The sequence below is a fragment of the Rhodoferax sp. genome (assembly GCF_028714215.1).
Taxonomy (GTDB): Bacteria; Pseudomonadota; Gammaproteobacteria; order Burkholderiales; family Burkholderiaceae_C; genus Rhodoferax.
In genome coordinates this window covers 67,948-81,216 of sequence record NZ_JAQTMS010000017.1, presented here as the reverse complement: position 1 = coordinate 81,216, position 13,269 = coordinate 67,948, and the positions used below count along the sequence as shown (strand labels likewise).

The window sequence follows — 13,269 nt, the reverse complement described above, 5'->3', positions numbered from 1 at the left end:
TGGTGGTGATCGGCTGGCCGGTGCTGCTGTGGGTTTTGATCGTCCAGTTCAACATGCCGGCGCAACTGACGGTGTTTGCCGGCCTGGTGGTACTTTTTCTGGCCGACAAGCGCTTCAAGTTCCAGGCGGCGCTGCCCATCATGACGCCGGTGCTGCTGATCGGCGGCATGACCACCGGGATTTTCACGCCCACCGAAGGCGCCATCGCGGCCTGCCTGTGGGCCATGGTGCTGGGCTTTGCCTGGTACCGCACGCTGAACTTCAAGACCTTCGTCAGGGTCTGCCTGGACACCGTGGAGACCACCAGCACGGTGTTGTTCATCGTCGCGGCGGCCAGCATCTTCGGCTGGATGCTGACCGCCACCGGCGTCACCGCCGCCATCAGCGAATGGGTGCTGGGTTTTACCCAAAGCCCTTACATCTTCCTGCTGCTGGCCAATCTGCTGATGCTGTTCGTCGGCTGCTTTCTGGAGCCGACCGCCGCCATCACCATCCTGGTGCCTATCCTGGTGCCGATCTGCCAGCATCTGGGCATCGATCTGGTTCACTTCGGCCTGGTGATGGTGCTCAACCTGATGATTGGCCTGTTGCACCCGCCCATGGGCATGGTGCTGTTCGTGCTGGCACGGGTGGCCAAGCTGTCGGTCGAGCGAACCACCGTGGCGATCCTGCCCTGGCTGGTGCCTTTGCTGGGCAGTCTGGTGGTCGTCACCTACTTCCCGAAACTGGTCCTGTGGCTCCCCACCATGGTCTTTAACTGAACCCCGATCACATGACACCATTTATCCGCCTCCACCCCGACGACGACGTCGTGATCGCGCGCCAGCAATTGCTGGGCGGCGCCAGCGTCGAAGGGACCCCGGTCAAGGGCTTGATCCCGGCCGGCCACAAGATCGCCAGCCATGCCATCGCCGCCGGCCAAGCGGTACGGCGCTACAACCAGATCATCGGCTTTGCCAGCCGGCCGATTGCCGCCGGCGAGCACGTGCACACGCACAACCTGGATCTGGGCGCCGACAAGGGCGACTTCGAGCGCGACTATGCGTTCGGCGTCGACTGCAAGCCCGAGCCGCCGCGGCGCAGCGCCACTTTCATGGGTCTGCGGCGCAGCGATGGCCGTGTTGCCACGCGCAACTACATCGGCGTGCTGTCCAGCGTCAACTGCTCGGCCACCGCGGCGCGCGCCATTGCGGACCATTTTTCGCGCCGCAGCAACCTCGCGGCTTTGCGCGATTTCCCGAACGTGGATGGCGTCGTGGCGCTGACCCATGGCACGGGTTGCGGCATGGACTCCGAAGGCCTGGGCTTGCGGATTTTGCAGCGCACGCTGGCCGGCTACGCGACGCACGCCAACTTCGCCGCCGTGCTGGTGGTGGGCCTGGGCTGCGAGGCCAATCAGGTCAAGGCCTGGCTGACGCACAGCAGCCTGACGGAGGGCGACAACTTGCGCGTCTTCAATATCCAGGACAGCGGCGGCACCACCAAAACCGTCGCCAAGGGTGTTGCCTTGATCAATGAAATGCTGGCGCGCGCCAATGCGGTCCAACGCGAGCCCTGCGGCGTCGAGCACCTCACCATCGGCTTGCAATGCGGCGGCTCGGACGGCTACTCGGGCATCAGCGCCAACCCGGCGCTGGGTGCCGCCGTCGATCTGCTGGTGGCGCATGGCGCCAGCGCCATCCTGAGCGAAACACCGGAGATTTACGGCGCCGAACACTTGTTGACGCGGCGCGCGGTGCGGCGCGAGGTGGGCGAAAAACTGATTGAGCGCATCAAATGGTGGGAGCACTACACCCACGTCAACGGCGGCGAGATGAACAACAACCCGTCGCCCGGCAACAAGGCCGGCGGCCTGACCACCATCCTGGAAAAATCGCTGGGCGCGGTCGCCAAGGGCGGCACCTCGAATCTGCAGGCGGTCTACGAATACGCCGAGAAGGTCACGGCGCACGGCCTGGTCTACATGGACACGCCCGGCTACGACCCGGTCAGCGCCACCGGCCAGGTGGCCGGCGGCGCCAATCTGATCTGCTTCACCACCGGGCGCGGCTCGGCCTACGGCTGCGCACCCTCACCGACGCTCAAACTCGCCACCAACTCGGCACTGTGGCGCAAGCAGGAAGACGACATCGACCTTAATTGCGGCGAGATCATCGACGGCAGCCGCTCGATTGCCCAGATGGGGCAGCAGATCTTCGAACTGCTGCTGGCCACCGCCTCGGGCGTCAAGAGCAAGAGCGAGCAGCACGGCTACGGACAAAACGAGTTCGTGCCCTGGCAGATCGGCGCCGTGATGTAGCGTGTTTGCGCACTTCACAAACCTGTCATTGCGGGCCTGACCCGCAATCCATGCCCCTTCGGCCGGCACATGGGTGAACGAAGCATGGATCCCGGATCAAGTCCGGGATGACAGCGATTGAATCAAGCGTCTTCTCTACACAACGAACGTCTCCACAGCATGCAAAAAACACTTCAAGCTCCTGAACTACGTGCCCAAGTAGCGGCTGTTTTAACAGCCGCCGGCAGCGCCCCCGGAGAAGCCGCCAGCGTCGCCGCCAATCTGGTGCAAGCGAATCTGAGCGGCCACGACTCGCACGGCGTCGGCATGCTGCCGCGCTATGTCGACGCGGTGTTGGAGGGCGGCCTGAAGCCCAACACCGCTGCCCGTGTGGTGCTGGACACCGGCACGCTGCTGACGCTGGACGGCCAGCGCGGCTACGGCCAGATCGTGGGCCAGCAGGCGATGGCGCTGGGCATGGCGCGCGCCAAAACCCACGGCAGTTGCATCATGACGCTGGCCAACGCGCACCACCTGGGCCGCATCGGGCACTTTGCCGAAATGGCAGTGGCCCAAGGCCTGGTAGCGCTGCATTTCGTCAACGTGCTGTCGCGCCCGGTGGTGGCCCCTTTTGGTGGCGCCGACGGCCGCTTCGGCACCAACCCCTGCTGCATCGGCATTCCGCTCAAAGGACAAACTGATTTCATTCTTGACTTTGCCACCAGCCGCGTGGCGCAGGGCAAGATGCGGGTGGCGCACAACCAGGGCCAGCGCGTGGCGCCCGGCACCCTGATCGACGAACTGGGCCAGCCCAGCACCGACCCCGGCGTGGTGGTGGTGCCGCAAAGCAATGGCTTGTTCGGCGCCCTGCTGGCCTTTGGCGAACACAAGGGCTACGGCCTGGCCGTGGCCTGCGAACTGCTGGGCGGCGCCCTGACCGGCAGCGGCACCTGGCACCGTCCCACCGACCCCAGCGTGCGCGCCGTCGTCAACGGCATGCTGACGATTTTGATAGACCCCCTCAAGCTCGGCACGCAAGCCGCTTTCGAACAGGAAGCGCTGGCTTTTGTGAACTGGCTGCAGGCCGGGCCGGTGGCGGACGGCTTCGACGCGGTACAGCTTGCCGGCGACCCGGAGCGCGCCTACCGCGCGCAACGCGAAACAGAGGGCATCCGCATCGACGCCCAGACCTGGCAGGAGATGGTGGCGGCCGGCCGCAAGGTGGGCGTCACTTTGCCAGCTTGAGGCCGGCAGTCTCGGCGGCCACGATCAGTTCGGGTCGGCATCTTTGAAGTGTCTAAATTTAATTTACAAATTTAAATTTAGACACATTTTGAAAAAAGCTGCTGCCATCTCGCGATGATTCCTCGGCAGGCCGCGCTTCAACTTCAAGCACTCGCCCAGTGGTATCCGGTGGTTGCGGTGACCGGGCCGCGTCAGTCCGGCAAAACCACCTTGGTCCAGGCCACTTTTCCCGACAAGCCCTATGTGCCGCTGGAAGACCCGGACGTGCGGGAGAGTGCACTGTCCGACCCCCGGCGTTTTCTGGGGCAGTTTGCCGGTGGCGCAATTCTGGACGAAGCCCAGCGCGCGCCCGAATTGTTTTCGTACCTGCAAACCATTGTCGACCGAGACCGCGCCATGGGTGCCTGGGTGTTGACGGGCTCCCAGCAACTGGGCTTGCGCAGTGAGATCAGCCAGTCTCTGGCGGGTCGGGTCGGCCTGCTGGAGCTTTTGCCATTTACCCTGGGCGAGTTGCAAGCCGCGAACTTGCCTTTTACTTCCATAGAAGACATGCTGTGGCGCGGCCTGTATCCGGTGCCGCTGGACCGTGGCATTCCACCAGGCATCTGGCTGGCGGACTACTTTACCACCTACGTGGAGCGCGACGTACGCCAGATGCTCAACGTGCGGGACTTGCAGACCTTTCGAACCTTTGTACGCATGTGCGCGGCGCGCACATCGCAGGTCTTGAATCTTTCGTCTTTGGCGGCCGACTGCGGCATCAGCAACCCTACCGCCAAGGGTTGGTTGTCAATTCTGGAGGCTAGTTACCTGGTGTTTCTATTGCCACCGCACCATGTCAACTTTGGCAAACAGCTCACCAAGTCACCCAAGCTCTATTTTTATGACACGGGTCTGGCTGCCTGGCTGGCGGGTGTCCGCAGTGCGGAGGAACTGGCCTTGTCATCGCTGCGCGGGCCATTGTTTGAAACCTGGGCGGTGGCCGAAGCGGTCAAGATCAATCTCCATCTGCGCCTGGATGCCCGGCTATTCTTTTGGCGTGACAAGATCGGCAGCGAAGTGGACTTGCTGGTGGAGCATGGCAGCCAGCTTCGAACGGTTGAGTTCAAGGCCGGACAGACGGTGGCGGGCGATTGGTTTGGCTCATTGCGCAAGTACGCCGCACTCCGGCAAACCGCCGCCAGTGCAGCGCCTGCACCCGCGCAGCCCGAGCCTGGCGGTCGGCCGATGCTGGTCTACGCGGGCAGTCAGCCGCAGGTGCGCGATGTAGCCGATGTCTGCCCATGGCGGGAGTGGCCCGAGCAGGCGCTCAAGCTGCAGCAAAACAAATAGCTGCCAACGCGGGTTCCGCGAGCGTTAATGAAAAATTCTTATTGCATCGGTCGGGCGAGTTCACGATTCGTGATGGTCGTTGAGCGCCCGCCGAGAACGTCGCAGCCAATGACCATGAGCGTCCAGCCAATTCACATCACCATCGCCTCGAGGCGAAAAATGCCAGCGGACGCTCGAATCTCTTTCATATGACCATGACCTGGAAGCGTCTTGGTTTCTATCGTCACAAGTCCGACTTTTGCCAACTGGTCTACATCACGTTTGACAGCGCTGCGATCACGATGTAGGCGACCAGCGATGACTGTGATCGAACCCGGTTCGCCCTTGACACTGCGGAACACGTCAAGTCGACTGGCAGTCAGCAAGCGCAGGAGATCGGCAAGATCTTCAAAGCTGACAGTGCGTTCCTCTGGCATCGGTTGACCAGCGTCAGCCAATCGTGCCAACACCTTTCCTCTGCGGAAGAAATCTTGTTCATTACCTGCTTTAAGGGTGACATTTTTCATGCGGTGCTCCTGGGTGCAGCCCAATCGGCCTGGAACTGATCTTCAATGTCGTCAAAACTCGTGAATTCAACCGCAGCGACAACACCGAAGTAGTGCCGGTGGTGATACCCATGCTGGTTGTCATAGCCCACCACGCGTCCGTTATCGCCAGCGTGCAATGCACGGTTGATGTACGCAAGGTTGTAACGAGTCACCTGACCTTGGGCATCAGCCCAGATTTCACGTCGAAGCTGACCAATCCCACGCTTTTGCACGATGTGGTGCGTATCGTCGACAATTTTCCGATCAGCCATGACATATATTATCCTGGCTGACTCCCTGGCATGCATTGACTTGATGGATTGCAGGGCACATTGAAATGGGTCCCGACATTGGCAACAGTCGCTTGACTGTCGGCAGCGTGGAGAGGATTTCGGTGATGCAGCACTGGCTCTCGACCAGAAGCGGGTGCTACCCAGTGGCGGCTTCAGGGCAGCAGGAAAGTCTATGGCGAGATCTTCGTCAATTGTTGATTCGCTATTCACGGTCATGGTCGCTCTGCAACCTTAAGCCAGTCGTTCACGCCACTGACACCCAAAGCCAGCAGAGCATCCTGCACCACGACCACGCGCTGCAGCATGGCACCGCTGTCTGATTCTTCCTGTTCTTCTGCCTGCGCAAAAAGGCGGGTCAGCAGTTGCGTAAGGTTGTTGTCGTGGTCATACATATAGGGTTTTGTGCTTCGAACAAAATCAAGATAAATCTCAGTGGCTTCTAGTGCATGCATTGGATCGAGGATTGAGGATGCGTTCAGCCATGCATCAAATCCATGTACGTCGCTTCGTGCCGACTCAGTTGCCTCGGATTCCAGCAGGGAAAAGCAACGCCTGAGCAATTCAATCGGCGTAGAAACCAAAGGTTTCGTTTCTCGGAAAAGGTTGCCGTATTTGCGTGCAACCGCTGGGGCATGCTGGTTTTCTGCGTTCAAGCCGGCTTCAAGACCGGCGAGACATTGTTCGCGGTGCAGCTGTACGTTGCGAGGGTGGGTCCAAACGCTGGCAACACCGCGCCAGGCTTCGGCCGTGTCCAGTGTCTTGAGCTCTGCGAGTAAAGCGGACAGGGCCAGCTGTTTCGAAAGTGCTGCCAGTGCAGAAATACGTCCCCAGATTTCAAAATCCTTACCGTTTCCTTCGCGATAAAGGCGCGTCAACCACGGTTCGACAATGTCATATCTCTGGTGGTAAGCGTGGTAGAGGCATGGCTCCGCCATGGCCCAAAGCCCGTCGGCACTGTCCTGCATTGCAAGGTCAAACAACTCCCAGCCCAGATCCGGATGATGGCTTTGAAAATAGGGCATGCGCCGCAATAGCAAGGCACGAATGGCAGGGTCTTTGTCTACTGCAAATAGGCGCAGCGCAGGGGGTAACAAATCTGGCCAGGGTATGCCGTTCTTTTCAAGTTGATTGGCCACAATCATCAAGGATTCGGCCGCGTTACCTCGCGCCATATTGATGCCAGCGGTGAGCAAATCGACGGAATCGCCTGAAATGGAGCTCTTCTCCTCAAGTGTTGAAAAACCCATGGCCAAAGACGTTAGCCGTGCAGCGTCCCGTGTCTGCTCAATGACGTGAGCGCAGCCTTGTATCGCCTTCGATGCGGCACGGTTGTGATGCCAGTGGCTCGCGTGCCATTCCAACTCATCGAGAACTTGTCGCGCAAGCGCGACCGGATCGGCTTCCTCTTTGGGTGTCCACGCGCCATTTGTCTGCAAGTTGCCGTACCGGTGCGCTAGGTACGTGGCGACGCCGTCCATGATGTCATCGCGAAATCGATCTGCGATCCGTTCCCAATTTGCTGACAAAAGATTCACAAAGCGGGCCGGATGGCGCGAAGCCGCCCCACCCAGTTGTGAGCCAACCTCCCTCTCTCCGCCCATCAGAAAATCATCAAAAGTGTTTCTGGCATGTCCGTTGTAGTGCGCGAGCAGTTGCAGCACTCCGGCATCGCTCGAACCAAGAAACACCTCAAAGGAAAACGGCGCGCTAACCATGCCGCCACGCATGCCAATGCTTGGTTGGCGAACGAGTGGCCACGTTATCTTTTCGCATTCGTCTATTACCGCCTGTGCGGCGGGGGAACGCAGATGCCGGGGGATCGTGACAACCAGTTGTGCTTGCTTTTGCAGCATCCATCCACGGTGCCTTGAGTCAGTGGTGATTTCCTGGTCAACGGTCAAGACGGTTGCTTGTATTGCGTCTTGCGTAGCCGCATCAAGTTGCAGAAAAGTGGTCTGCATCAGCGTGCCCAGTTCGTACGACAAATCGGATTCGAGAAGTGCCTTGTCGCATAGCATGAGGCCAATCACATCAAGGTTGGCGGTTGGTGTCGACGTACACGCTAGGATGGCGAAATAGCGCAACGCGCCTTCTGCGCTGAAGCACAGTCGTTGGCGATTGTTCTGCCACCAATCGGATTGACAGTTTGCGTGATGCACAACGGCTGCCTCGACGGCATCCAGAAGGATGCGTTCGCCATCCAGGTGTCGGTGGTCTGTCTGGCTGTGAGCGTCGTCGTAGGACGTTTCGCGTAGAAAGCCACTCCAATAGCTTGTGGGCGTCTCGCCATAACGCGATGCTTTGATTCGGCTCCATCGCTCTATCTCCGCAACTGCCAAGTTCAGCAAAGCAGTGGATTGCCGCATTCGATCGCCGAGAAATTTGTCATGGCTGTTGCCAAATTCGTGCGGTTGACAATGCAATTTGTTGTCAAAGCGATAGTTGAGCACGTCTTCATCGCCGACCTCGCCCGCGACATAGCTCCAAAGCACCGCATCGTCTATACCACCGCCTTTGACACATCGTGCCAGCGCATGCCCGATAGAACTGTGCGGTCGCCGAGGAAGGTCGAGTAAGGTCTGCAGCAAGGGTTCAAGCAACGCCGAATGCTTTGCTTGAACGTCTGAGAGTGCAATCTCCAATTGCCATGCGATTTGCTTCTTGTCCACCCAGTCAAATGCCAGCACCTCAGCCCAAAACGCGAGCACCCCGTCAGCGTCGTCGTTCTTCCATTGCGACACCCGGTGTACATGGGTCGTCAATCCTTCGGCATCGCGTGAATCTTTTAGTATCGGGACCAGATGCTTGAACCAGAAGTAATGCCATTCCATGCGAACCGCTTGCGTGTAGATCACCTGGAACACGTCCCGATGCTGGTTGCGCAGGTCGCGAATCAGTGGCCAATCATCATCCTGTGGAATTTGCTCTGCCAAGGATTCCGCCACCAACCGACGAATATGGAAGGCGTGGCTGCCCGTCAACACAGTACGCAATTGCTTTCGGAACTCGCGGCGATCACCTGACGCCAATTGCACAACAAAGCTGCGAATGCTGGGGCGGACAAAGGGCACGGGCGGCAAACCTTGGATGAATGCGTTCAACGTGACTTCACGCCGCACTGCGCCGCTGATCACCAACACGTCCAGCAGGGTCTGATGCCCGAATGTCAGCTGTCCATCTTGCGTCTCGTGCAGCACGTTATGGCTGAGTAGGGCGCGCTGAATTTCTCGCGAGGCGGTAAATCGTTGGTGTGGCACCGCCAGGCCGCGCAACTTGAGCATTTCAGCGGCGATGGCTTCAATGGCTTGCATGGCGGCATCGCCCAACGCGCTGTTGGCTTGAACCATCATGGCGAGATATCGCCGTGCCAATGCGTGGCTGGTCACCACGTTGAAGCTGCCGCCTTTCTGCGCCAGTTCAACATAAAGGGCCAATTCACGGGGGTTGCGAATCAGCTCGCGCGTGGCCCCATCGGTGACGGATGCATCAATGCCGAGTCTGGCGAGGAGTGGCGCAATCTCCGTGTCCCAGTCCAGTGGCTGGCAAGTGAACTCTTTGTCCCACGTTCGTTGGGCAATGCGCCGGTCGTAATGGCGGTCAAAGTTGCGGCAAGCGGTGACGATGGTGACATTGGGAACCAGCAGCAGGCGATCAATTTGCGCCAAGAAATACGTCAACACGCTGTGTTCACGGGCGATGGAAAGTACATCCAGTGAGTCAATGACTACCACTACATGTGCATCTTCCGCCATGCGTGCTACCTTTTCCACCCATTGCTCTGGTAAGCCTTGGGCTTGTCGATCTTGTGCAGTGACCACTTCGGCGAACTCGCGCGATTGGATGAACAGCGGCAGCAGGTCTACGCGGGTTTGGGCGAGTTGTTCCAGTGCTTCTTGCAGGGCCAGCATCACGCAGGTTTTGCCAGAACCTGGCGAACCGGTGAGGAGAATGGAGCGATGTTTGTTCGCGATGGCCGCGATGAGATCGTTGACCACTGGGCTAACAATGCGTTCGCCCCCAATGTCTCTGCGCCATGAACGACCGATGGCGGAAGTACTTTGGAATGAGGTACGAACTTCCGCGGTGTTCATGGGTGGTATCAGCATCGCACCAGCTTGAGCCAGTAGGATTTTGAAGTCGTCTTTGGTCAGTCGGTGTTGCGTAGCGGCAGTTTGGCGGTTGTTGCCATTGACGCGCATTCCGAGTTGGTCAAGGCGTGTCCATAGAGCGTTGTAAGCCGCCAAAGGATTGCTTGCCAACTGGCGCAAACGTTCATGCAGCAATGTCTCCATGCGATCCAGTTCTGGGCTGATTTCAAACGTCGTGCGACCAAGGAACTGGTAGCTTGAAAGGTTTGGTGCCTGCTTGACAAGCAACTCTTTCAGGCTGGCATCTGTCTGTTCATGCGCCTTGCCCAGATTGATGCTGTAGGCTGATTCATCGGCGTAGTTGGTGCTGAATTCCCGCAGCGCCGCGAGTTCGCCGAAGGCACTGCGAGAATAAAACCGAACTACCGTCTTGGGATCGCTGGCCAACAACCTACTTGCCTTGTGCAATTCTTCAGCGAGATCGGCAATCGACCACGCCCTGTGCGCTGTCTGGTTCTTTTTGCACTGGCAGCAAATTTTGGTTCCGTCGGCCCTGCCGATCACCACATCGTCCACCTGCCACGTTACTGAATCTACTTCAAGCCATGGATAGTCAGGGTCTGACAGAACCGTTAAGGCCCAATCAAAGGCTACAAGGGTCTGGTAACCATCACCTCGGCTGGACTGAATGCCTGACTTGCTCATTTGTTAATCCCTGTTGAATACTGCCGGCTCTCATAATCCAGTCAGTAGTTGAGCCATGGCGATCATTTCGCAAGCTAGTCGACCGAAAACTCTATGTTATCCAATCGATTCAGCCTCATCGCGGCAAGAAGACTACGGCGGGCTGTGATCTTCATGACAGCATGTGTTTGTCTCAAGTGCGCAATTGCTAGACCATGCAGCATTCGCTGAAATGATGAAGGAAAAAAATGGATGGTTGACTTACAGCCTTTTGAAGCGGCGGCCACTCAGTGGTCATGCCATTGAACTTCAATTTTTTGAGTTCTACGACTGGAATCGGGCTGGCATTTCAGTAGTCTGGCCTTGGGCTTAGGGCACAAAGCCCGTGCCCACCAGTGACCGCAGCCCGGCAATTTGATCTCTACTTCAGCTTTGTGGATAGCTGGACGCAGCCGCCACCTTGGCCCGTGCCGTGTGCAGTTTGTTGTAGCTGTCGATCAGGCGCTGGTGCCGGTCGAGCTGCTCCAGTTGCATACTCGTTGGCGTCAAGCCGAAGAAGCGCACGCTGCCGTCCAGTGACCCCAACACCGCGTCCATCCGAGGGTTGCCAAACATCCGGCGGAAATTGACAAGGTAATCGTCCAGTTCCAGGTCGCCATCCAGTAGCACCTCCAGCACCACATTCAAGGCCTGATAAAACAAGCCGCGCTCGACCGTGTTGTCGTTGTACTGCAGGAAGGCTCCCACCAGCTCTTGCGCCGCCTCGAATTGCTGCAAGGCGAGATGAATCAGCAGCTTCAACTCCAGAACTGTCAGTTGGCCCCAGGCCGTGTTCTCGTCAAATTCGACGCCGATCAATGTGGCTATGTCGGAGTAGTCGTCCAGCTCGCTGTTATTCAAACGCTCAAGCAGTGCTGCCAGGCTCGCGTCGTCCAGCTTGTGCAAATTCAAAATATCGGTGCGGAACAACAGCGCCTTGTTGGTGTTGTCCCAAATCAGATCGTCGACCGGATAAATCTCCGAATAACCTGGCACCAGGATGCGGCAGGCTGTCGCGCCGAGCTGGTCGTACACCGCCATGTACGCTTCTTTGCCCATGTCTTGGAGAATGCCGAACAAGGTCGCGGCTTCCTCGGCATTGGAGTTGTCGCCCTGGCCGGAAAAATCCCATTCAACAAATTCAAAATCAGCCTTGGCACTGAAAAAGCGCCACGACACCACGCCGCTGGAATCAATGAAGTGTTCAACAAAGTTGTTTGGCTCAGTCACGGCATTACTGGTAAAGGTGGGCTGAGGTAAATCGTTGAGGCCTTCAAAACTGCGACCCTGCAGCAATTCCGTCAGACTGCGTTCCAGCGCCACCTCCAGGCTTGGATGCGCTCCGAACGAGGCAAACACACCGCCCGTGCGCGGGTTCATCAAGGTGACGCACATCACCGGGTACACCCCACCCAGCGACGCGTCCTTGACCAGCACCGGAAAGCCTTGCTCTTCCAACCCTTTGATGCCGGCCAGAATGCCAGGGTATTTGGCAAGCACTTCGTGCGGCACATCCGGCAATGCGATTTCACTTTCCAGAATTTCGCGCTTGACCGCCCGTTCGAAAATTTCGGACAGACATTGCACCTGCGCCTCCATCAGCGTATTGCCGGCACTCATGCCATTGCTCACAAACAGGTTTTCGATCAGGTTGGACGGAAAATACACCAGCTCGCCATCCGACTGCCGCACATAGGGCAGCGAACAAATGCCGCGCGCTACATTGCCGGAGTTGGTGTCGAACAGATGCGAGCCACGCAGTTCGCCATCGGGGTTGTAAATTTGCCGGCAGTACGCATCCAGAATTTCGGCCGGCAACGCATCTTCAGGACCAGGTTGAAACCAGCGCTCGTTCGGGTAATGCACAAACGCTGCGTTGGCGATGTCTTCGCCCCAGAAAGTACCCGCGTAGAAATGGTTGTTGTTCAGCCGCTCGATGAACTCCCCCAACGCCGACGCTAACGCGCTTTCCTTGGTCGATCCCTTGCCATTGGTAAAACACATCGGCGAGTGCGCGTCGCGGATGTGCAGCGACCACACATTGGGGACAAGATTGCGCCACGAAGCGATTTCAATCTTCATGCCCAAGCCCGCCAACACCCCCGACATATTGGCGATGGTTTGCTCCAACGGCAGATCCTTGCCGGCAATATAGGTGCTCGCTTCAGAAGCCGGCGTCAAGCTCAGCAAGGCCTGGGCATCGGCATCCAGATTCTCTACCTCTTCAATCACAAACTCGGGCCCGGCTTGCACCACTTTCTTCACCGTACAACGGTCGATGGAGCGCAAAATGCCTTGGCGGTCTTTGGCAGAGATATCCGCCGGCAACTCAACCTGAATCTTGAAAATCTGCTGATAGCGGTTTTCCGGATCGACGATATTGTTCTGCGACAGTCGGATGTTGTCGGTAGGAATATTGCGAGTTGAGCAGTACAACTTCACGAAGTAAGCCGCGCACAAGGCCGACGAGGCCAGAAAGTAGTCGAACGGACCTGGCGCCGAACCATCGCCCTTGTAGCGGATAGGCTGGTCGGCCACCACCGTGAAGTCATCGAACTTGGCTTCAAGACGAAGCTTGTCGAGAAAGTTGACTTTAATTTCCATGTAGGAATTCCAAAATAGTGCACACGATGAAAAGTCGGGGCTCAGGCGACTATAGACGAGGGTCCCCACGCATCCTTGCCGCACCACACGTCTACGTCTTGCCAACCCCTGTCAAAGCCGCCATAATCGTTCCGTGTATCGTTTCATCTTCTTGCATGATTGAGCCACGCCCTCACTGG

General features: G+C 58.1%; 8 protein-coding genes. 4 read left to right on the top strand and 4 right to left on the bottom strand.

Annotation, left to right across the window (positions count from 1 at the left end; genetic code table 11):
- The 4 genes from PHS32_RS10100 to PHS32_RS10085 form a co-directional block, all read left to right on the top strand.
- A partial coding sequence (locus PHS32_RS10100; protein WP_301078823.1) for a TRAP transporter large permease occupies positions 1-761 on the top strand: 761 nt, incomplete at its 5' end.
- A gap of 11 nt (positions 762-772) precedes the next feature.
- Positions 773-2,299 (top strand): altronate dehydratase family protein, encoded by a 1,527-nt coding sequence (locus PHS32_RS10095; RefSeq protein WP_301078822.1) that lies wholly within the window; start codon positions 773-775, stop codon positions 2,297-2,299.
- A gap of 159 nt (positions 2,300-2,458) precedes the next feature.
- On the top strand, positions 2,459-3,523 hold the full coding sequence (locus tag PHS32_RS10090) for a malate/lactate/ureidoglycolate dehydrogenase (protein WP_301078821.1): 1,065 nt from the start codon (positions 2,459-2,461) through the stop codon (positions 3,521-3,523).
- Between the two features lie 114 nt (positions 3,524-3,637).
- The gene (locus PHS32_RS10085) at positions 3,638-4,855 is read left to right on the top strand and encodes an ATP-binding protein (protein ID WP_301078820.1); all 1,218 of its coding nucleotides are present in this window, start codon (positions 3,638-3,640) and stop codon (positions 4,853-4,855) included.
- 131 nt (positions 4,856-4,986) lie between these two features.
- Here the strand turns inward: PHS32_RS10085 and PHS32_RS10080 are convergent, their stop codons facing one another.
- The 4 genes from PHS32_RS10080 to PHS32_RS10065 all read right to left on the bottom strand — a co-directional run bounded on the left by PHS32_RS10080 (position 4,987) and on the right by PHS32_RS10065 (position 13,090).
- Positions 4,987-5,361 (bottom strand): MarR family transcriptional regulator, encoded by a 375-nt coding sequence (locus PHS32_RS10080; protein ID WP_301078819.1) that lies wholly within the window; start codon positions 5,359-5,361, stop codon positions 4,987-4,989.
- Positions 5,358-5,654, bottom strand: coding sequence for a DUF6516 family protein (locus PHS32_RS10075; RefSeq protein ID WP_301078818.1), 297 nt, complete (start codon positions 5,652-5,654; stop codon positions 5,358-5,360). Before PHS32_RS10075 ends, PHS32_RS10080 begins: the two co-directional genes overlap by 4 nt.
- 233 nt (positions 5,655-5,887) lie before the next feature.
- Entirely contained in the window at positions 5,888-10,468 is a 4,581-nt protein-coding gene (locus PHS32_RS10070; protein WP_301078817.1) for an ATP-binding protein, read from the bottom strand.
- A 405-nt stretch (positions 10,469-10,873) separates the two neighbouring features.
- Positions 10,874-13,090, bottom strand: coding sequence for an OsmC domain/YcaO domain-containing protein (locus tag PHS32_RS10065; protein WP_301078816.1), 2,217 nt, complete (start codon positions 13,088-13,090; stop codon positions 10,874-10,876).
- Positions 13,091-13,269: the final 179 nt, after the last annotated feature.